A 19,790-nucleotide genomic window follows, 5' to 3' on the forward strand; every position below is an offset into this window, starting at 1 on the left:
CGTCAGGCCTGGTCGAGCGGGGCGGCCGGGTTGTGCCCGGGGATGTGCTGGACGCCGATCCGCTTGCGGAACACCCAGTACGTCCAGCCCTGGTAGAGCAGCACCAGCGGGGTGAAGATCGCCGCCACGACGGTCATCACCTTCAGCGTGTACGGCGAGGACGCGGCGTTGCTGACGGTCAGGCTCCACTCCGGGTTCAGCGTGGAGGGCATGACGTCCGGGAAGAGCGCCAGGAAGAGCATCGCGACCGCGGCCACGATGGTCGCCCCGGAGAGGCTGAACGCCCATCCCTCGCGGCCGAGCTGGTTGGCCGCCAGGGCGCCGAGCAGGGCGACCACCGCGACGATCATCGCGGCGAGGCTGCGGCCGTTGCCGTGGTCCACCTGGGTCCAGGTCAGGAAGGCCAGCGCCAGCACGGCGGTCGCCAGGCCGGAGACCAGGGCGGACCTGCGGGCCCGCTCGCGGATCTCGCCGACCGTCTTGAGCGCGGCGAACACCGAGCCGTGCAGGGTGAACAGGGCGAGCGTCACCAGGCCGCCGAGCAGGGCGTACGGGTTCAGCAGGTCCCAGAGGGTGCCGACGTAGTTCTTCTGCGCGTCGATGTCCACGCCGCGCACGATGTTGGCGAAGGCCACGCCCCAGAGGAAGGCCGGGAGGAGGGAGGTCCAGAAGATGGCCTCCTCCCAGTTCCGCTGCCAGCGGGCGCCGTCGTTCTTGGCCCGGTACTCGAAGGCCACCCCGCGGACGATCAGGCAGACCAGGATGACCAGCAGCGGGATGTAGAAGCCGCTGAAGAGCGTCGCGTACCAGTCCGGGAAGGCCGCGAAGGTGGCGCCGCCGGCGGTCAGCAGCCAGACCTCGTTGCCGTCCCAGACCGGGCCGATGGTGTTGATCAGCACCCGCCGCTCGGCGGTGTTGCGGGCCAGCGGCTTGGTCAGCACGCCGATCCCGAAGTCGAAGCCCTCCAGGAAGAAGTAGCCGATCCACAGGACCGCGATCAGCACGAACCAGACGTCGTGGAGTTGCATGTCAGATCCTCAGTTCCCCGGTGTCCCGGCGCCTCAGTAGGCGAAGGCGAGCGGCTTGTCGGCGTCCTCGTCCGAGGACGGTCCGCGCAACGACGGGTCCTTGGTGGGCGGCTGCTCGGTCACCACCGGGCCGGCCTTGGCGTACTTGACCAGCAGCCGGACCTCGATGACGGCGAGGATCGCGTACAGCGTGGTGAAGGTGGCCAGCGCCCCGATCTGGGTGCCGACGCTGACGTTGGGGGAGACCGCGCTGGCCGTGGTCATCAGGCCGAAGACGGCCCAGGGCTGACGGCCCATCTCGGTGAAGATCCAGCCGAAGCTGTTGGCGATCAGCGGGAAGCCCATGGTCAGGATGCCGATCCGCCAGCTCCACTTGGTCAGCTGCGGCCCCAGCTCGCGCCTGGGGGTGAGCATCAGCCGGGGCACCTCGGTCTCGCCGGTGCGGAACTCGGGGTGCAGGAAGAGCTTCTTCCGGGTGGTCCACAGGCCGATCAGGCCGGCCAGGAAGGAGGTCATCCCGAAGCCGATCATGAGGCGGAAGCCCCAGTAGGTGACGAAGATGCTCGGGATGTAGTCCTTGGGGTCGCCGCCGTGCTGGGCGGCCTCGGCGGCGGCGGTGTCGTTGATGCCGGGGACGGACGAGCTGAAGTCGCTGTGGGCGAGGAAGGAGAGTATCCCGGGGATCTCCAGGGCGACCGAGTTGTGGCCCTTGCTGACGTCCCCGACCGCGAAGACCGAGAACGGCGCCGGCGCCTGGGTCTCCCACAGCGCCTCGGCGGCGGCCATCTTCATCGGCTGCTGCTCGAACATGACCTTGCCCAGGGTGTCGCCGCTGAGCGCGGTGCCGGCGCCGAAGACGACCGCGAGCACCAGGCCGAGCCGCAGCGAGGTGCGCATCGCGGCGGTCTTCTTCGGGTCGGCGGTCTCGGGCTTGCGCTTGGCCTTCCAGAGGTGGAAGGAGGCGATGCCGACGACGAAGGCCGCGCCGGTGAGGAAGGCGGCGGTCAGGGTGTGGAAGACGACCACCAGGGTGGTGTTCTGGAACAGCACCCGGACGACGTCGGTCAGCTGGGCCTTGCCGGTGACCGGGTCGATCGCGTAGCCGACCGGGTGCTGCATCCAGGAGTTGGCGGCCAGGATGAAGTAGCCCGAGAGCACGGTGCCCAGCGCCACCATCCACATGCAGGCGCAGTGGATCTTCCTCGGCAGCTTGTCCCAGCCGAAGATCCACAGGCCGATGAAGGTGGACTCGAAGAAGAAGGCGATCAGCGCCTCCATCGCGAGCGGGGCGCCGAAGACGTCGCCGACGAAGCGGGAGTAGTCGGACCAGTTCATGCCGAACTGGAACTCCTGGACGATGCCGGTGACCACGCCCATCGCGATGTTGATGAGGAAGAGCTTTCCCCAGAACTTGGTGGCGTGGAAGTACTTCTCCTTGTTCGTCCGCACCCAGGCGGTCTCCAGACCGGCCACGATCGCGGCCAGGCTGATCGTGAGCGGGACGAAGAGGAAGTGGTAGACGGTGGTGATGCCGAATTGCCATCGCGCGATGGTTTCGTGAGCGATTGCCAGTTCCACGTCGCCCTCTCTCCCAACCTGCCCGCGTGACGACGGGCATCTTCCGGACAAACTTCATCTATAGCCGTAGACCGTTGCTCAACCACGCAAGCTTGTCCGCTTGTGAACGTGAACACGTTCACAAGGAGCAGTATCCACCATCCTTACGGGGGAACCGCAGGTGGGGTGGGATTGACAGGCTGTGCGCTGCGTCACGGGCCGCGGCGCGGTCCGCACAGTCTGCGGACCCACCGCGGGCCGGGGCAACGAACGACCGGGCGGACGGCCGGAAGTTGTTGGCCGAACCGGCGCTTGACAGGCCCGCGACCCGGTCGCCCCGACGGGATCCGCGTGCTAGGGGCTGTCTTCGGACTCGCCTCTACGGGCCACGCCCTACGGGCGGCCGAGCAGCTCGGTGCCCGGGACGGAATCGGCGCGGGCCGTGAAGAACCCGGTGAATCCGGCCAGGAACTCCTCCCGGGTGATCCGCCCGTCCCCGTCGGCGTCCAGTCGGCGGAAACCGTGCGACAGCTCCGCCGGGTGCACGCGCGGCCCGCCGAACACCGCGCGGTACTCGTCGAACTCCAGGAAGCCGCTGCCGTCGGTGTCGGCCGCGGTGAACACCGCCCGCAGCGCGGGCAGCAGCCCCCGCTCCAGGTAGGCCTCGTCCCGGTCCAGGCCGGCCAGGGTCGCCGCCACGAACTCCTCCCGGCTGACCCTCCCGTCCCCGTTCGCGTCCATCACCGCACGCAGCTGCTCCCACCAGCTGTCGAAGGCCTCGTACACCCGGGCCTCGCCCGCCTCGTCCAACTCCAGCTGCCAGCACACGTTGTGCGCCATCGCCCGCAGGTCGTGCGCGGTGATGAAGCCGTCGCCGGTCTGGTCGAGCACCTCGTGGAAGAAGCGGTCCAGCCGGGGCCCCCGGCCGTCCCGGTGCGGGCGGTGACGCTTCGGCGCCCGGTGCTCCTCCGGGGAGCGGTAGCGCAGCCGGTCCGGGAGGAGCGGGACGACCGCACCGGCACCGCGGTGCAGCACGGCGGACAGCAGCGCGGCCCGCCGGGTCCGGACCAGCCCGAACCGCTCCCGCACCGCCGGCGGCAGGTCCGCCACCGTCAGCTCGCGGATCGCCCGGGCGACCACCACCCGCACCACCCGCCAGCCCGCGTCGCCGAGGAACCGGAGCCGGCGCGGCGCGGGCGCCTCGCGCAGCAGGTCGTCCAACAGGTGGCGCGCCGCCTCGGTGTGCTCCAGCCGCTCCCGCGCGTACCGGGCGAAGTAGGCCGGCAACTCCCCCACGGTCTCCGGGATCTCGCCCTTCGGGAGGTCGAAGACGGCGACCGCCTCCCGGAACTCCGCGTACGCCTGCGCCAACTCCCCCGCGTCGTACCGGTCCCCGCCCAGCCGGCGCATCGCGACCACGCCCTCGAAGAGCGTCAGCAGCACCCACGCCCTGGTCGCCGCGTCCCCGGCGTCGTACGGCCGCCCGTCCGGCCCCGTCCCCCGGATCCGCTTGTGCGCCCGCTCCAGCCGCGCGACCTCCCGGCGCAGCGCGTCCGCGTCCTGGTAGAACAGCCGCCGCCCGCTGCCCAGCGTGTGCTCCACCCGCCGCCACGGGTGCGCCCGGTACGTCGAGTGCTCCGCCATCCCCGCCGCCACCACCGGATCCGCCGCCTGCAGCACCAGCAGCCGCCACGCGACCAGCACGATCCGCCACTCCGACAGGTCCCGCCTGAACGACGCGCCGCGTTCAGCCACGGCGCTCACCAGTGATCTCGGGACCGATCACGAAGCCCTTGGCGGGGCCCTCGGGGATCACGGCCTCCTTGCCGTACGGGACCCGGGTCGAGGTCGCGTAGGCACGGCGCTCGGGGTCGGGGCCGGTGAGGACGGTGACGGCGTCGAACCCCTCGATGATCTCCACATGGATGCCCTCGGGGACGTCCATGGACTTCCACATCTCCCACAGCGCCTGGTCCAGGTCCACGCCGGTCTCCTCAACAGCAACCGCGCTCATCGGAACACCCCAATTTCCCGTCCAGTGATCGGCCCGCGCGAGCCCGCGCGAGCAACGGCAGCACGGTCGCACGCGACCTGGGGGTCGGCCGGGTGAACGGCAACGGGTTCACTCGATCGGGGAGTTTCGGGGCCGGGAACGCCGGAACCGCAGGGCGGGCCGGGGCCTGTCCTGCGGTTCGGGGTGGTCGCGCCCGCCTTCCGGGCGGGTGCGGAGCCGGGTGGGGCGGGGTGGGTCAGGAAGCCGAGCGGGCCGGCTTGCGGCGGGAGACGTAGAGGGCGGCGGCGCCGAGGCCGAGGGCGAGGCCGGAGCCCAGGGCGAGGTACGGGGTGGCGGGGTTGGAACCGGTGTCGGCGAGTTCGGTGGCCGAGCCGGTGGTGGCGGCCTGCGTGGCGGTCGCGGTGCTGGTCGAGGTGGTCGACGTGTTCGAGGCGGTGGTGGCCCTGGTCGAGGTGGACGCCTTGGTCGCGGCGGTGTCCGAGGCCGGGGTGCCGGCGGCAGGCTGCTCGGCCGGCTTCTCGACGGGCTTCTCGACCGGCTTCGCGGCGGCGGCCCGGGCGTCGGCGAGCGCCTTGTCCGCGGCGGCCTTGGTGGCGGCCGCGGCCTTGGTGGCCTCCTGGGCCGTGGAGATCCGCCGGAACGCCTCGACCTTGGCGTCGTCCAGGGCCTTGCCCGCGGCGGTCACGGCGGCCTTGGCCTTCTCGTCCGCGGCGGTGGCGGCGTTGGCGGCCTCGAACGCCTTCAGCATCCGCTCCCTGGCCTTGGGGAGGTCCTCCTCCTTGGCGGTGCCGTACGCCCGGGCGGCCTCCTCGGCCTCCTTGTCGGTGGTCTCCCTGGTCGCGGCGGCCTGCTTGGCGGCGGCCCGCGCCTCCTGGAGCCTGCCCTGGTAGGGCTGCGGGTCCTTCAGGAACGCGGTGGCCTCGGCCGTGACCTCGGCCTCGTTCGCGACGGCCGCCGTGTGGGCCTTGGCCGCGGCCGCGGCGGCCTGCTCCAGCTCGGCGATCGAGCCGCTGTCGCTCCGGGTCTGCGTCACCGACGCCGACTCCGCGAAGGCGGGCGCGGCGGAGAGCACGGCGGCGGGCGAGACGACGGCGGCGACGAGGACGGCCGAGACCAGCGAACGGCGGAGGTTCACGATGACCCCTTTCGGGTCGAAAGGAAAAGCAAGGGTCACGGCCGGAGGGTTCCTCACGGCCGGACGACGCCGATCATAGGCACACGCATTCTTAACGCTCCATGCCGGATTCCGGCAATGACCGGGCGTCCAACCTTCCGGGTTCGCCGGGGAATTGACGAGTCGACAAAGCTAGGGCAAAAGCGCGCCCCGAACGCCCGAATTCGTGGCATTCGGGTCGGCGGGGCCGAATTCGCGGCATTCGGCCCCGCGGGAATCCGGTCAGCGCTGCCGGGGGAGTTCGACGCGGAAGGTGGCGCCCTCGCCCGGGGCGGTGTGCAGGGTGAGGGTGCCGCCGTGGGCGCGGGTGAGGGCGGTGGCGATGGCGAGGCCGAGGCCGGCGCCGCCGCCGTTGTCGCGGCTGCGGGAGGCGTCGACCCGGAAGAACCGGTCGAAGACCCGCTGGGCCTGCTCCTCGGTGAGGCCCGGGCCGGAGTCGGCGACCTCCAGCAGGCAGACGCCGCCGGGGCCGGCGCCCACCCCGATCCGGACCGGGGTGCCAGCCGGGGTGTGCTTGACCGCGTTGCCGACCAGGTTGGTGACCACCTGCCGCAGCCGCGCCTCGTCGCCGAGGACGGGCGCCGCGCCGGGCGCGCCGGTGCCGGCCGGGCCGGTGAGCGCGACCGGGCGGCTCGGGTCGAGGGCGGTGAGGTCGTGCAGCGCGTCGGCGGCGAGGGTGCGCAGGTCCATCGGGGCGAGGTCGAGCGGGCGCTCCTCGTCCAGCCGGGCGAGCACCAGCAGGTCCTCGACCAGGGCGCCCATCCGGTCGGCCTCGCTCTCGATCCGGGTCATGGTCCGCTTGACGTCGGCCTCGGTGGGCAGCGCGCCCATCCGGTACAGCTCGGCGAAGCCGCGGATGCCGGCCAGCGGGGTGCGCAGCTCGTGCGAGGCGTCCGCGACGAAGCGCCGCATCCGGGCCTCGGACTCGGCGCGGGCCGCGAAGGCCGCCTCGATCTGGGTGAGCATCCCGTTGAGCGCGATCGACAGCCGGCCGACCTCGGTGCCCGGGGAGAGCTCCGGCATCCGGTGCGACAGCTCGCCGGCCGCGATCCGCTCGGCGCCCGCCTCGATCCGGCGCAGCGGCCGCAGCCCGGCGCGCACCGCGAAGAAGCCGAGCGCGGCGATCAGCACCAGGACGCCGCCGCCGATGGCCAGGAAGGAGGTGCTCAGCCTGCCGATGGTGGCGTCGATGTCCTCGCGGGAGACCGCCACCATGACGTAGGTCGGGGTGACCGCGGGCGAGGCGTACGCGCTGGGGTTGGCGGCCTGCCCGCGGGGGGCCTGGAGCGGCAGCACCAGCACCCGCCAGCTGTGCCGGCCGCGCTGGTCGGGCAGGTCGAAGGGGACGTCGGGGGCGGTCCGGGTCGGGTCCAGTCCGGCCAGCTGGGGCGCCGGGTCGCTGTCCGAGACGGGCTGGCGCATCAGCGCCTGGACCTTGCCGTCCGAGGAGAGGTACTGCACCAGGTACTGGCTGGGCAGGCTGACCCGCCGCCCGGCGACCAGGGGCTTCCCGGCGGCCGGCGCGACCACCTGGCTCGGGGGCTTGCGGGAGAGCGGCAGCCCGTACCGCTGGAGCTGTTCGTCCAGCTGCTCCACCAGCTGGGTCCGTACGGCGCCGAGCACGAAGGTGTCGCTGACCGCGAGCCCGGTGGCGACCAGCGCGAACACGAGCACCAGCAGCCGGGCGCGCAGCGACAGCCGGGAGGAGAAGCGGGCGGGCACGAGCGGGTCCGGTCAGCCCTGCGGGGGGCGGCGAAGGGCGTAGCCGATGCCGCGCACGGTGTGGATCAGCTTGGGGCCGTGCGCCGGGCCGGAGTCGAGCTTGCGGCGCAGGTAGGAGATGTACGACTCGACGATGGAGAGGTCCCCGCCGAAGTCGTAGGCCCAGACGTGGTCGAGGATCTGCGACTTGGAGACCACCCGGCCGACGTTGGCCATCAGGTAGTGCAGCAGCTTGAACTCGGTCGGGGAGAGCGAGACCGGGGTGCCGCCCCGGGTGACCTCGTGGGCGACGGGGTCGAGGCTGAGGTCGGCGACGACCAGTCGGCCGTCCTCGGCGGGCCCGCCGGCCCGGCGCAGGATGGCGCGGATCCGGGCGATCAGCTCCTCCAGGCTGAAGGGCTTGGTGACGTAGTCGTCCGCCCCGGCGGCCAGGCCCTGGACCTTGTCGCCGACGCCGTCCTTGGCGGTGAGGAAGAGCACCGGCAGGTGGTCGGCGGGGTGCCCGTGGGCCGGCCCGGCTATCTGCCCGCGGCTGGTGCGCTCGCGCAGCTTCTCGACGACGGTGAAGCCGTCGAGGTCGGGGAGCATCACGTCGAGGACGACCAGGTCCGGGCGCTCGGCGGCGACCAGTTCGAGCGCCTCGGTGCCGGTGGCGGCGGAGGCGACGCGGAAGCCGGAGAAGCGCAGCGAGGCGGAGAGCAGCTCGCGGATGTTGGGCTCGTCGTCCACGACGAGCAGGAACGCCTCGCCCTGGCCGCCGGGCACCGTGGAACCGCCTGGTGTGGTGACAGTGCCTTGCACGGGGCTTTCGCCTCCCGGTCGGACGATGACGTTCAGCATGAGGCTAGCCCCCGGAGGCTATGCGGCATGGATGAATGTTGGATTAACACCTTATCGGTCGGTTTTTGGGCGATCGGCGCACAGGGGTGGGGTCGGTGGTGTGCGCACGGGCGTGGACACGACGGACGGGGCGCGCACGCTGCGTGACGCGCCCCCTCGGTGTGCCGGCTCCCCCTCCGAGCGGGTCGACGGGAGCCGGTGGGTGGACACCGCCCGCCGGTCGGCCCGACCCCCCGGACGCGAGCGACCCCCCGGACGCGACCGGCCCCTCGGGACCGCGGAATCCGTTCGCTTTTCCTCCTGCTATGATTTACAGCGAGGCGTAGGCAGTGCTTTCGAGCAATTGCCCGGCCCGATCATTTCGGTGGTCATAGCGAGAGGGAAACGCCCGGCTCCATTCCGAACCCGGAAGCTAAGCCTTTCAGCGCCGATGGTACTGCAGGGGGGACCCTGTGGGAGAGTAGGACGCCGCCGAATTCTTCTTACGGCCCCTGCCGTGTTTCGCAAGAGACACGGCAGGGGCTTTTTGCGTTTCTCCGGCCGTTCCCCGGCCGTTCCCCGCCCCCGGTACGGGCGCCGACCCGCCCGCAGCGGCGCGTCCGCCATCCGAGACGCCGAGTCCCGGAAGTGGTGCTTTGCGGGCATCTGAGAGGATGGCGGACATCGAAACAGACTTGCGTCTCGCTACCTGAGACTGCAATATCATGCTATGGACAACACTAGCGGCGTCGGCGTTCTCGACAAGGCCGCTCTGGTGCTCAGCGCACTGGAGTCGGGCCCCGCCACACTGGCGGGGCTGGTCGCCGCCACCGGTCTGGCGCGCCCCACCGCCCACAGACTCGCCGTCGCACTCGAACACCACCGCCTGGTCACCCGCGACATGCAGGGCCGCTTCATCCTCGGCCCCCGCCTGTCCGAACTCTCCGCCGCCGCCGGCGAGGACCGACTGCTCGCCACCGCGGGCCCCGTCCTCACCCACCTGCGCGACGTCACCGGGGAGAGCGCGCAGCTCTACCGCCGCCAGGGCGAGATGCGCATCTGCGTCGCCGCCGCCGAACGACTCTCCGGTCTGCGCGACACCGTCCCCGTCGGCAGCACCCTGCCGATGAAGGCCGGCTCCGCCGCCCAGGTCCTCCTCGCCTGGGAAGAGCCCGAGCGCCTCCACCGAGGCCTCCAGGGCGCCCGCTTCACCGCCACCGCGCTCAGCGGCGTCCGCCGCCGCGGCTGGGCCCAGTCCATCGGGGAGCGCGAGCCGGGCGTCGCGTCCGTCTCCGCCCCCGTCCGCGGGCCGTCCAACCGCGTGGTGGCCGCAGTCTCCGTCTCCGGCCCCATCGAGCGGCTCACCCGCCACCCGGGTCGCCTGCACGCCCAGGCCATCATCGAGGCCGCCAACCGGCTCACCGAGGCCCTCCGCCGCAGCTGACCGCCGGGCAGCGCGGCCGGAACGCACGAACGGAACGGGCCGCGCCCGAGGAAAGGATCTCCTCGGGCGCGGCCCGTTCCGTCTCTCGGTCCCCCGCCTACGGTTCGACGCCCTACGGTTCGAGGCGGTGCGGGCCCCGGAAGAGGAACGTCGCCTCGCGGATCGACGGCAGGCCGAGCGCCAGCATCAGCAGCCGGCCGAGCCCCAGACCGAGCCCGCCGTGCGGCGGGGTGCCGTAGCGGAAGCAGTCGAGGTACCCGGAGAGCGGGCCGGTGTCCATGCCCTTCTCCCGGGCCTGGGCGACGAGGCGGTCGTACCGGTGCTCGCGCTGGGCGCCGGTGGTGATCTCCACGCCCTTCCACAGCAGGTCGAAGGACTCGGTGACGGTCGAGTCGTCCTCCGGCCGCAGGTGGTAGAACGGCCGCACGGCGGCCGGGAAGCGGGTGACGAAGACGAACTCGTGCCCGGTCTCCTCGGCGATCAGGCCGCACAGCGCCCGCTCGCCCTCGGGGTCGAGGTCCTCCTTGACGCCCTCCGGGTCCCAGCCGGTGGCGCGGAGCCTGGCCAGCGCGTCGGCCATCGTGATCCGGGGGAACGGCAGTTCCGGGACGACGACCCGGGTGCCGAAGTGCTCGGCGATCGCCGCGCCGTGGCGCTCGGCCACGGCGGTCAGGACGCGGTGCAGCATCCGCTCCTCGAAGGCCATCACGTCCTCGACCCCGTCGACCCAGGCGATCTCGACGTCGACCCCGGTGAACTCGGTGGCGTGCCGGGAGGTGAAGGACGGCTCGGCACGGAACACCGGCCCGATCTCGAAGACCCGGTCGATGCCGCCCGCGATGGCCATCTGCTTGTAGAACTGCGGGGACTGGGCGAGGTAGGCGGTCCGGCCGAAGTAGCCGACCTCGAACACCTCGGCGCCCGACTCGGAGGCCGTCCCCATGAGCTTCGGCGTGTGCAGCTCGGTGAAGCCCTCCTCGGCCGCCACCTCCCGCATCGCCCGCTCGACGGTCGTCTGGACGTCGAAGACCAGCTGCTGGGAGGGCCGCCGGATGTCGAGGAACCGCCAGTCCAGGCGCTGGTCGATCCCCGTCTTCTCGTCGATCGGCAGCTTCGGCTCGGCCGGTGAGACGACCTCCACGCGGGTCGGGACGATCTCCAGACCACCGAGCTTGACCTGCGGGTTGGCGACCACCCGGCCGGTGATCTTCACGGCGGACTCGACCGTCACGCCCTCGAAGGCGGCCTCGATGACGTCGCCCTCCCCACCCCGGAGGTGGGTGACCTGCACGAGACCGGTGTGGTCCCGGACCAGGACGAACTGGATGCGCCGCTGGAGTCGGAGCGTGTTCACCCACCCGTAGACGGTGACCGTCTCCTCCAGGTGCGCGGGCAGCTCGGCGACAAGGGTGCGCGTCATGACAGGGAACTCCCCGGGTTTGCGGGCGCGTTGGTCGCGCCACGTCGACGGGCGGTAAACGGCCGCCCTGGGCGCGTTCACCGTAGAGGATCAAGCCCGTGGGAGTCGCGGGGTTTTCCCTCGTGTCCGGGCGGACGACGGCCGGTGTCCGGGCGGACGGCGGCCGGTGTCCGGGCGGACGGCGGCCGGTGTCCGGGCGGACGGCGGACAGGGGTCGGCGGCCCCTGCGCGGTGCGAGGGGCCGCCGGAACGGTGCGGTCGCCGTCGGCCGACCGCCTCGTACGGGGAGGAGGCGGTGGCCGTCGCGGTGGGGATCGTCAGTGCAGCTGCGACTGCCAGTCGACGGGGACCCGGCCGGCCGGGCCCGGGGTGGGCTGGGTGACCGGGTGGGCGGTGGGCGGTGCCAGCGGCGGGCCCTCGTAGTACTCGCCGGTGTCCAGGTTCCAGAACCACTCCTCGCCGGGCTCGAAGCTGACCAGGAACGGGTGGCCGGCCTGGCGCGCGTGCTTCGTCGCGTGCTGGGCGGGGGAGGAGTCGCAGCAGCCGATGTGGCCGCAGGCCGCGCAGCGGCGCAGGTGGAACCACCATCCGCCGCCGGCCAGGCACTCCGCGCAGCCGTCGCCGCTGGGCACCGCGGCGGGGTCGATTCCCGGGATCGGCTCGCCGGTCATAGCTGCCTCCTCGGCTGGGCGGTCCGTCCCCACCAGCCTGGCCCGGCCGTGGCGGCGCTGCCAGTCCGGGGCACCTGACCGTCCGCGGCACTTGACCGTCCGCGGCACCTGACCGTCCGGGGCACCTGACCGTCCGGGCGCCGCAACCTTTCGGCCCGCTCACGGCATCAACCTGGTAGGGGTCGGGCCACGGGAGGGGCGCCGCAGACGGGGCGGACCAGGGCGGCCGGGGGCGGGGCGGGGCGGACCGAGTCGGAGGCCGGCCGCCGAATTCCCCCGAATTCATTCGGTACGTATGCGATTCACCCCCCGGGAATCGACCCCGGAGCCTGTTGCAGAGCCGTGACAGCCGCACGCGAAAAACCGTTCGACCGGAGACTTCCAAGGGTTAGCATTCCGGAATGGCATCGAACCTCCCCCCGATATGGAGTTCCTCCGAGAACGCGGACCTCCAGCCGTCCCGCAAGGCCCCGCTCCGGCTGGCCCGCCTCGGTGCGACCTTCCTGGGGGTGAGCGTCGTGTCCGGTGTGCTGCTGGCAGGCCTCGTCCTACCCGTCGCCGGCGGCATCGGGCTGACGGCCAAGAGCACGGCGGAGGGGTTCGAGGACGTCCCGTCCGACTTCAAGACCCCGCCGCTCACCCAGGCGACCCAGATCTTCGACGCCAAGGGCGGCCTGATCGCCAAGGTCTACGAGCGCGACCGCACCGTCATCACCGCCGAGCAGATGTCGCCGTTCATGCGCCAGGCCCAGGTCGACATCGAGGACGCCCGCTTCTACGAGCACGGCGCCGTCGACCTCAAGGGCGTCCTCCGCGCGATCAGCAAGAACGCCGAGAGCGGCACCGCCTCCCAGGGCGCCTCCACGCTGACCCAGCAGTACGTCAAGAACGTCAACGTCGAGCAGGCCGGCGACGACCGGGACGCCGTCCTGGAGGCCCAGCGCAAGACCCTGGGCCGCAAGATCCAGGAGCTCAAGGTCGCGATCAAGCTGGAGGAGGAGGTGCCGAAGGAGCAGATCCTCACCAACTACCTCAACATCACGTACTACGGGAACGGCGCCTACGGGGTGGAGGCCGCCTCCCAGCGCTACTTCAGCAAGAGCAACAAGGACCTCACCGTCGCCGAGGCGGCGACGCTCGCCGGGCTGGTGCAGAACCCTTCCCAGTACGACCCGAAGCTGCACCCGCAGGCCGCGCAGAACCGCCGCGACACCGTCATCGACAAGATGCTGGAGAACAAGCACATCACCGCCGAGCAGGCGAAGGAGGCGAAGGCCGCCCCGCTCGGCCTGAACTACAAGGCGCCGCAGAACGGCTGCATCACCGCCCAGGCCGGCATGGGCTTCTTCTGCGACTACGTGCGCCACGTGGTCAAGCAGGACCCGGCCTTCGGCCAGAGCTCCGACGAGCGCAAGAAGTTCTGGAACCAGGGCGGCCTGAACATCTACACCACGCTGGACCCGGAGAAGCAGGCCGCCGCCCAGAACGCGGTGAGCAGCAACGTCCGGGTCACGGACAGCGTCTCCGCCGCCGCCTCCATGGTCGAACCCGGCACCGGCAAGATCCTCGCCATGGCCCAGACCCGCCCGTACGGCCTGGACACCAACCAGAACCAGACCGTCGTCAACCTCAACGTCGACGCGGCGATGGGCGGCGGCAACGGCTTCCAGCCCGGCTCCACCTTCAAGCCGGTCGTCGCGGCCGCGGCCCTGGAGGCGGGCCTGCCGGCGACCCAGGAGTACTCGTCCCCGAACAAGCTCGAGTACCCGACGATGAAGACCTGCGAGGGCACCTGGAAGAACGAGGCCCGGCCCAGGACGGTGGTGCCCAACGAGTCCGCGAGCGAGAAGGGCCCGTACCAGCTGAAGATGGCGATGGCCCTCTCGGTCAACACCTACTTCATCCAGATGGAGCAGGAGATCGGCCTCTGCGCGGTCAAGCAGATGGCCAACAAGCTCGGCATCACCACCAAGGCCAGCGGCAAGCCCCTGGAGGAGGTCCCCGCGATGGCCCTGGGCGTCGAGGAGATGAGCCCGCTGACCATGGCCAACGTCTACGCGACCTTCGCCGCCCAGGGCACCCACTGCGCCCCGGTCGCCATCAACCGGATCACCACCGTGGAGGGCAAGGACGTCCCCGTCCCGTCCTCCCAGTGCGAGAAGGCGTTCTCCGACTCGACGGCACGGGCGCTGAACACCGTCCTGAACGGCGTCACCGAGAACAACGGCACCGGCGCGGCGCTCAGCCTGGACGACAACCGGCAGATCGCCGGCAAGACCGGCACCTCGGACCGCAAGCGGGCCGCCTGGTTCAACGGCTACACCCCGCAGCTCGCCACCGCCGTCTGGATCGGCGGCCCCCAGGGCGGCGTCGAGATGCGCAACATCACCATCAACGGGAAGTACCGGGCCGAGGTGTTCGGCGCCGACGGCCCCGGCCCGATCTGGCGGGACGCCATGAACCAGGCCCTGCGCGGCACCCCCAAGCAGTCCCTGCCGATGGCCGACATCCCCGACCCGGCCCCCCGGACCGACCCGAACAAGACCCCGTCCGGCACCGGCACCGGCGCCCCCGGGGGCCAGGCGACCGCCCCGGCGGGCCCGGCGACCACCGAGAACGACCAGCAGCCCTGACGCCCCGTTCCCCGCGCGTCGCCTCGCACGTCGCCCCGTCGAGCACCGGCTCGGCGGGGCGGCGTCGTTCTCTCCCCCCTGTGCGGTGCCGGAAATTGAGCGGTGTGACTTTCTTGTCATGGCTATGGTGGCCCGATGGCATCGATCAAGCAGTTCCAGGTCACCTTCGACTGCGCGGAGCCCGAGCGCGTCGGCCGCTTCTGGTGCGAGGCCCTGGGGTACGTCCCGCCGTCCACGCCGGAGGGGTTCGACACCTGGGACGACTACCAGCGCTCGCTGCCGCCCGAGAAGCGGGGCTCGTGGTTCGCCGCCAGTGACCCCACCGGTGCGGGCCCGCGCATGTACTTCCAGCGCGTCCCCGAGGGCAAGGTCGTCAAGAACCGGGTGCACCTCGACGTACGGGCCGGCACCGGCCTGGTCGGCGCGGAGCGCGTCGCGGCCCTGGAGGCCGAGTGCGCCCGGCTGGTCGCCCTCGGCGCGACCCGCGTCCAGCTGCTGGTCGCCGACGAGGAGAACGAGTCGTGCCTCTCGATGCAGGACGTCGAGGGCAACGAGTTCTGCCTCGACTGAGCACCGCCCGGATCCCACAACTCCCTGCGCAGGAAGTCGACATGGCCGACTCCTGTGCGCTCAGAGCGCCCAGCGGGTCACGCCGCCGTCCGGTGCCGAGTAGCTCACGAACTGCCCCTCCGGCCCGGCCTCGACCGTGAACCACTCACGGCGGGGGCGGTTCTGGCCCAGCCAGCTCCGGTGGGCGGCTTCGACCGCTCGCCAGAGGTCGCGGGGGCCGCTGCGGGCGACGGTGCCGCCGTGCGCGTGGGCGGTCGAGCCGTCCGCGACGTCGCGAAGGACGTGGCCGTCCCGGACGACGGTGGGACCGAGGTGGAGGTCGGCCCAGAACGCGAACCCCGGGTCGTCCAGGACGCGAGCGCCGATCTCCGTCCTCCGGCTGTCCGCCTGCGGCTCCGGTACTCCCGGGGCCGCGTCCCCTCCGCCGCGCAACGGCATGAAGGCGGCCGGACGGTGCAGAAAACGCCCGACCGCGCGGCCATCCGACACCTTGGTGAGCCTGGCCACCGCACCACCCAGCGGGGCGACGACGAGGCCACCCGGCGCGCACTGGTCGAGCCACGCCCGGGGCACACGACGGACACCACAGGTGGCGATGATCCGGTCGTACGGCGCCCCCGGCGGGTACCCGTCGGCGCCGTCGGCCCGAACCACTGCGGGCGCGAAGTCGGCCTCGCCCAACCGGGCACGGGCGGTCGCCACCAGGTGCTCGGTGCGGTCGACGGTCGTGACGTGGGCCGCCCCCGCGAGGTGGCAGAGCAGAGCGGCGTTGTAGCCCGTCCCCGTCCCGACCTCCAACACCCGGTCCCCGGGCCGGACATCCAGCGCGTCCAGCATGTCGGCCATCAGGCTCGGCAGCGTGGAGGAGGAGGTCGCCACCCCGCGGACGCCGTCCGGCCCGGCATCCTCCGCGTGCACGCCGCCCACCTCGGTGACCAGCACCCGGTCCGCGTACACCTCCCGCAGCCACGCCTCACCGGCCGGCCAGGGGCGGTGCACACCCCCTTCCTCCCGGTAGAACACCGGAACGAACCGATGCCGCGGCACATTGAGGAACGCCTCGACCACCCGCGAGACAGCACCGCGCTCACCCGCTCGATCTCCGAGGCCAACGCGACCCGCGCCCGCAGGAGTTGGTCTTCGCTGTGGAGGACAGTCGTCATGTCTGACGGACCCCTTCCAAGTAGTCGCAGATGGCAGCAGCCCACTGGGGTTCACCTCAGGGGGAGACCTGCTTGCCGGGGTCCGGCCCCGTGTAGACCGGCGAGCGGAAACGCCGACGGAACGCCTCCGGCCCGTGCCGCTGGTCGAGCCAGTCGGTCAGGCAGGACAGGTCTCCGCTGATCATGGCGGAGAGGATGAGTGCGTGCAGGGTGTTCGCAGCGGTTCCACCCGTATCGGTGAGGAAGCACTGGTACCTCATGCCGACGCCACACTCGTATCCGGCCAGGGCCTGATGGAAGTCGGTGGCAACACCCGGTTCGACACGGTCGAAGTCGACCGCCTCCAACTGCCCGGTGGTGTCTCGGAAGGCCAGACGGTCATCCGGTTCGATGCGCTCGGCGATGCCGAGGAGATCGGCCACCGCAGCGGCGATCGACCGTGCTTCCCGGTCGGTGGCCCCCTCCATGATGATGCCGAGATTCCGCGTCGAGGAGGCTCCATCGCCGTCCCTCGCCGAGTACGTACGCCCTTCCGCGTCCACACAGTTGATCCCGTAACGGCTACGAACCACCTGGCCGCCCCGGAGCCGGTACTCCCGGAACGAGCCCCAGTGCAGGCAGTCATGGGCGTAGGACCGCAGTAGGTCGAGTGCCACGAGTTCCGGCGATGCCCATCGAGGATCACTCAGCCGGCCGTACCTCGTGATCACCGACGCCAACTGCACATGCCGGTAGCCCTGATTCGGGTGGTGGAAACCGCCGAACGCGTCCGGGCGCGTCGAACGCACCCCCACCCACACCCGGTCGATCGGCAGCATCCGGCTCAGCCCCAATTCACGGTAGCGATCGGCCAGAAGAGCCGCTCCCTGCCGGAACACCTCCCGGGCCCCCTCGTCCTGCCACGCCTCGACAACCCAGTGCAGGAGCGAGAACGCGATGTGCGGGTGCGCCTGGCCGAGTGCGGCGGTCGCCCGCCGTACGGCCAGGAGATGTGCCAGTTCAGCCCGTTCGTCCGGGCTGCCCGCCAGGTGCTCGTTCGGGCCCAGGCAGGAGGGCGTGAGCGAGCGGCCGAGGGTCAGCGACGTCGACGGCTGATCAACTGCCGGTGCGATTCCTGCAATCCGTCGGGGAGTTCGTCCGGTGAGAACCATTGAGCCTCCAGGATCTCGAACGAGGGGGCGCTGGTCTGTCCACTGACGTACAAGGCCTCGTAGGCGACTTCGACGCGCAGCTTGTAGCCGCTCTTCAGGTGCGCCAGTTCGCACACCTTCACCGTGAGCCCCGTTTCCTCCCGGACCTCACGCACGATCGTGTCTTCGAAGCTCTCGCCCGCGTTCGCGTAGCCCGTGGGCAAGCCCCACTGCCGGCCCTCCGGCCACATCCGGTGCTTCAGCAGCAAGACCCGGCCGTCCTGGTGACGCACGATGCCCGTGACGCCCACCATGAACTTCGAGTGCCAGAGCCAGAGAACGCGCCACTGCATCGGACCACGGATGATCCGCCAGAGCTTCACGGCGACCTTCTTCATGGACCCGCCCTTCATGCAGAAATCAGGTTAGGGGAATTTCGGAAATCCCATCAACGTTATTCCGGAAATCGACTAAAGATCTCGCCGGCCCCCTCGAAAACGGGCGGCCCACTCCTCCAGCCTGACGCGGTCCTCATCACCCCAGAGCGAGTAGCCTTCGAATCTCCCGAACTCGTTCAGATACTCCTGAACATCCCTCGGATCACGGAAAACGAGCGCGCCGGTGGACACTTCCACGGTGGCCAGAACGGCATCGTAGACCGTGAAGACATTCAGCGGAGCCCATGGCATGCGGCCGGCCATGGGGATGACCCCCAGCCGGACATTCGGCAACCGGGAGACCGACACCAGTCGATCGAGCTGCACGGCCATGGCCTGTTCCGAGACGAGCGGCCAGAGGCAGGCCTGCTCGGTCAGGATGAAGGTGAAGCTCTTGGCCCTCTCATAGAGAACGGCCTGCCTCTCCAGCTTCCTGGCGATGGCCTCCGAATGATCGCCGGGGAACAGGGCGAGGCTCGCCCTGATGTATTCGGGCGTCGCGAGCAGACCGGTGATCATGGTCGGCAGGAAGTACCTGAACTCCGTCGAGTGCCGTTCAAGGGCGGCCAGCTCGACCTGCTTCTTGTCCAGTCCCTTTCGGCGCAAGGCCTTGGCATCCTGCCACTCCGTGTTCGCGATGCGAGCGAGAGCGGTCACCCGCGCGATCAGCTCCGCCGGCGCATCGAGCGCCCGCAGAATCAGTTCGACATCGACGAGGGACGGTATGACCTTGCCGGTCTCGATCTTGGAGATCTTTGACTGCGGCATGTTGACACGCCGAGCGAGCTGGACCCCGGAGAGTCCAGCTCGCTTGCGAAGCTCTTGAAGGATCGCCGCCAGGTCCGCACTCGATCGGCCTAGATCCTGCGGATCAAGCGCCAATTCCCTTCACGTACTCCTCGAAAGGCACCGATTCGGCGATGGCGATCCGCTGGTATTCGATGAACGGGTCGACATCCCCCTCGAACACGGTGCGGTCGATCTGTGTTCCGTCGGGAAGGTAGTTCATGAGCACCACCTCCGCCTTGTCGAACATCCAGTAGTCAGTGACTCCCGCCAACGGGTTGGGCCGATCCGTGACGTCCATGATCCGGACGTCCTCGCCGGCCCACACATGCGGCAGGTAGTACATGAACTCGTAGCGTAGGTATTCGGAGAGCGGTCGCGTGACGATGTGCACCCGCCCCTTGGTTTTCCCCTCCCGCCGCACGCGCTTGAGGTCTTCCGTGTACTCGTTGGAATGCGCATGCGGGTCGATCCGTTCACCGGCTCGAAAGGCTCGCAGTTCCTCTTCCTCCTGCGGAACCCTGTAGGCCGGAAGGGTCTCAAGCCGCCAAGCCTCCGTCTCGAACTGACGGAACCTGGCTTGCCAGGCCTCACCATCCAAGCGCACGAACAGCCTCCCGAAGCACACTCTCGGGGATCTCCACCAGGCCCTCGCCGCCGGGCGGCGCGAAGGCGCCGGAGACGGCCCCCTGGATCACGAACGTCCCCCGCTCGGTGCGGTAGACGTTGGGACAGTCGTTCTGATTGCACTCCCCCGAGCCACCGCCGTCGCCCGTGTTGGTCAGCCGTGTGAGACCCGACCTGGTGTCCATCTCAACTCCCTTGGAGAGCGGCCCTGCCAGAGCACCTGGGCACGACGCTAGAGGGCTGGTCAGCGGCTGTCCACGACGGAAGGGGGGTATTCCCGTATCGGACTAAAGATCAAGATCGCGAGGCCTCCCGACCAACAACACGCCCCTGCAAGGACATTGGCTCCGCCTCACGCCAAGAGGAAACGAACATCCCCACCCGGCGGCTCCTTGCGGGGAGCAAGGAGCCGCCGGGTAGGGCTACCGGCGCAGGAAGTCGGAACGGCGACTCTGCTGGCGAAGTCGGTTGGGTTGGGCGTGGGACAGTAAGTGTGTGCCGGTCGGGGCGGGTTGGCTGTCTGTGGGGGTGGGTCGTGTTGCGTCCTGGTGGTGTGTCGGGGATTCCGGCGGAGACCGTGGCGCTGGCTCGCCGG

General features: G+C 70.7%; 18 protein-coding genes and 1 rRNA gene. 4 read left to right on the forward strand and 15 right to left on the reverse strand.

Going from position 1 to position 19,790, the window contains the following annotated elements; all coding sequences use genetic code 11:
- Positions 1–2 precede the first annotated feature (2 nt).
- From cydB to ACFY4B_RS41040, 7 genes are all read right to left on the reverse strand, one after another.
- Complete coding sequence (cydB, locus tag ACFY4B_RS41010) at positions 3–1,028, reverse strand: cytochrome d ubiquinol oxidase subunit II (protein WP_074002005.1); 1,026 nt, start codon at positions 1,026–1,028, stop codon at positions 3–5.
- A gap of 33 nt (positions 1,029–1,061) precedes the next feature.
- Positions 1,062–2,606 (reverse strand): cytochrome ubiquinol oxidase subunit I, encoded by a 1,545-nt coding sequence (locus ACFY4B_RS41015; protein WP_049651270.1) that lies wholly within the window; start codon positions 2,604–2,606, stop codon positions 1,062–1,064.
- Between the two features lie 372 nt (positions 2,607–2,978).
- Positions 2,979–4,340, reverse strand: a complete 1,362-nt coding sequence (locus tag ACFY4B_RS41020; protein WP_234348349.1) for an EF-hand domain-containing protein — start codon at positions 4,338–4,340, stop codon at positions 2,979–2,981.
- Positions 4,333–4,569 carry a hypothetical protein gene (locus ACFY4B_RS41025; protein WP_074002003.1) on the reverse strand — a complete coding sequence of 79 codons (237 nt, stop codon included), beginning with the start codon at positions 4,567–4,569 and terminating at the stop codon, positions 4,333–4,335. Before ACFY4B_RS41025 ends, ACFY4B_RS41020 begins: the two co-directional genes overlap by 8 nt.
- A 265-nt stretch (positions 4,570–4,834) precedes the next feature.
- Positions 4,835–5,734, reverse strand: coding sequence for an LAETG motif-containing sortase-dependent surface protein (locus tag ACFY4B_RS41030; RefSeq protein WP_387976627.1), 900 nt, complete (start codon positions 5,732–5,734; stop codon positions 4,835–4,837).
- Between the two features lie 261 nt (positions 5,735–5,995).
- Complete coding sequence (locus ACFY4B_RS41035) at positions 5,996–7,495, reverse strand: cell wall metabolism sensor histidine kinase WalK (RefSeq protein WP_117488840.1); 1,500 nt, start codon at positions 7,493–7,495, stop codon at positions 5,996–5,998.
- 12 nt (positions 7,496–7,507) lie between these two features.
- A complete protein-coding gene (locus ACFY4B_RS41040; protein WP_304414264.1) occupies positions 7,508–8,296 on the reverse strand; it encodes a response regulator transcription factor in 789 nt (262 codons plus the stop codon).
- 399 nt (positions 8,297–8,695) lie between these two features.
- On the opposite strand from ACFY4B_RS41040, the gene rrf reads away from it, so the two are divergent.
- Both rrf and ACFY4B_RS41050 read left to right on the forward strand, forming a co-directional pair.
- A 5S ribosomal RNA gene (gene rrf, locus ACFY4B_RS41045) occupies positions 8,696–8,812 on the forward strand.
- 232 nt (positions 8,813–9,044) lie between these two features.
- A complete protein-coding gene (locus tag ACFY4B_RS41050) occupies positions 9,045–9,758 on the forward strand; it encodes an IclR family transcriptional regulator (protein ID WP_030246527.1) in 714 nt (237 codons plus the stop codon).
- 112 nt (positions 9,759–9,870) lie between these two features.
- Here ACFY4B_RS41050 and aspS read toward each other — a convergent pair whose 3' ends face one another.
- Both aspS and ACFY4B_RS41060 read right to left on the reverse strand, forming a co-directional pair.
- Positions 9,871–11,178 (reverse strand): aspartate--tRNA(Asn) ligase, encoded by a 1,308-nt coding sequence (aspS, locus tag ACFY4B_RS41055; protein WP_387976630.1) that lies wholly within the window; start codon positions 11,176–11,178, stop codon positions 9,871–9,873.
- A 317-nt stretch (positions 11,179–11,495) separates the two neighbouring features.
- Positions 11,496–11,849 carry a UBP-type zinc finger domain-containing protein gene (locus ACFY4B_RS41060; protein ID WP_049651258.1) on the reverse strand — a complete coding sequence of 118 codons (354 nt, stop codon included), beginning with the start codon at positions 11,847–11,849 and terminating at the stop codon, positions 11,496–11,498.
- 401 nt (positions 11,850–12,250) lie between these two features.
- Between ACFY4B_RS41060 and ACFY4B_RS41065 the strand changes: the two genes are divergently transcribed.
- Positions 12,251–14,482: a transglycosylase domain-containing protein gene (locus ACFY4B_RS41065; protein ID WP_387976633.1), complete on the forward strand. Its 2,232-nt coding sequence runs from the start codon at positions 12,251–12,253 to the stop codon at positions 14,480–14,482.
- A 135-nt stretch (positions 14,483–14,617) separates the two neighbouring features.
- Positions 14,618–15,052, forward strand: coding sequence for a VOC family protein (locus ACFY4B_RS41070; RefSeq protein WP_074001997.1), 435 nt, complete (start codon positions 14,618–14,620; stop codon positions 15,050–15,052).
- A gap of 60 nt (positions 15,053–15,112) precedes the next feature.
- On the opposite strand, the gene ACFY4B_RS41075 is transcribed toward ACFY4B_RS41070, so the two are convergent.
- The 6 genes from ACFY4B_RS41075 to ACFY4B_RS41100 form a co-directional block, all read right to left on the reverse strand.
- Positions 15,113–16,270 (reverse strand): methyltransferase domain-containing protein, encoded by a 1,158-nt coding sequence (locus tag ACFY4B_RS41075; protein WP_387976636.1) that lies wholly within the window; start codon positions 16,268–16,270, stop codon positions 15,113–15,115.
- A 1-nt stretch (position 16,271) separates the two neighbouring features.
- A complete protein-coding gene (locus ACFY4B_RS41080) occupies positions 16,272–17,366 on the reverse strand; it encodes a hypothetical protein (RefSeq protein ID WP_387976639.1) in 1,095 nt (364 codons plus the stop codon).
- Complete coding sequence (locus ACFY4B_RS41085) at positions 17,291–17,743, reverse strand: NUDIX domain-containing protein (RefSeq protein ID WP_387976642.1); 453 nt, start codon at positions 17,741–17,743, stop codon at positions 17,291–17,293. Before ACFY4B_RS41085 ends, ACFY4B_RS41080 begins: the two co-directional genes overlap by 76 nt.
- 72 nt (positions 17,744–17,815) lie before the next feature.
- Complete coding sequence (locus tag ACFY4B_RS41090) at positions 17,816–18,664, reverse strand: helix-turn-helix domain-containing protein (protein ID WP_387976644.1); 849 nt, start codon at positions 18,662–18,664, stop codon at positions 17,816–17,818.
- Entirely contained in the window at positions 18,654–19,175 is a 522-nt protein-coding gene (locus ACFY4B_RS41095) for a DUF6879 family protein (protein ID WP_074001994.1), read from the reverse strand. The genes ACFY4B_RS41090 and ACFY4B_RS41095 overlap by 11 nt, the downstream gene beginning before the upstream one ends.
- The gene (locus ACFY4B_RS41100) at positions 19,159–19,380 is read right to left on the reverse strand and encodes a hypothetical protein (protein ID WP_074001993.1); all 222 of its coding nucleotides are present in this window, start codon (positions 19,378–19,380) and stop codon (positions 19,159–19,161) included. Before ACFY4B_RS41100 ends, ACFY4B_RS41095 begins: the two co-directional genes overlap by 17 nt.
- Positions 19,381–19,790: the final 410 nt, after the last annotated feature.

The sequence above is a fragment of the Kitasatospora sp. NPDC001261 genome, assembly GCF_042896795.1.
Taxonomy (GTDB): Bacteria; Actinomycetota; Actinomycetes; order Streptomycetales; family Streptomycetaceae; genus Kitasatospora.

What these genes read in the sequence shown, in the direction of transcription:
- cydB (WP_074002005.1), bottom strand. Translation starts at nt 1,028, where the DNA reads ATGCAACTCCACGACGTCTGGTTCGTGCTGATCGCGGTCCTGTGGATC.
- ACFY4B_RS41050 (WP_030246527.1), top strand. Translation starts at nt 9,045, where the DNA reads ATGGACAACACTAGCGGCGTCGGCGTTCTCGACAAGGCCGCTCTGGTG.
- aspS (WP_387976630.1), bottom strand. Translation starts at nt 11,178, where the DNA reads ATGACGCGCACCCTTGTCGCCGAGCTGCCCGCGCACCTGGAGGAGACG.
- ACFY4B_RS41060 (WP_049651258.1), bottom strand. Translation starts at nt 11,849, where the DNA reads ATGACCGGCGAGCCGATCCCGGGAATCGACCCCGCCGCGGTGCCCAGC.
- ACFY4B_RS41065 (WP_387976633.1), top strand. Translation starts at nt 12,251, where the DNA reads ATGGCATCGAACCTCCCCCCGATATGGAGTTCCTCCGAGAACGCGGAC.
- ACFY4B_RS41070 (WP_074001997.1), top strand. Translation starts at nt 14,618, where the DNA reads ATGGCATCGATCAAGCAGTTCCAGGTCACCTTCGACTGCGCGGAGCCC.
- ACFY4B_RS41080 (WP_387976639.1), bottom strand. Translation starts at nt 17,366, where the DNA reads ATGGTTCTCACCGGACGAACTCCCCGACGGATTGCAGGAATCGCACCG.
- ACFY4B_RS41085 (WP_387976642.1), bottom strand. Translation starts at nt 17,743, where the DNA reads ATGAAGAAGGTCGCCGTGAAGCTCTGGCGGATCATCCGTGGTCCGATG.
- ACFY4B_RS41100 (WP_074001993.1), bottom strand. Translation starts at nt 19,380, where the DNA reads ATGGACACCAGGTCGGGTCTCACACGGCTGACCAACACGGGCGACGGC.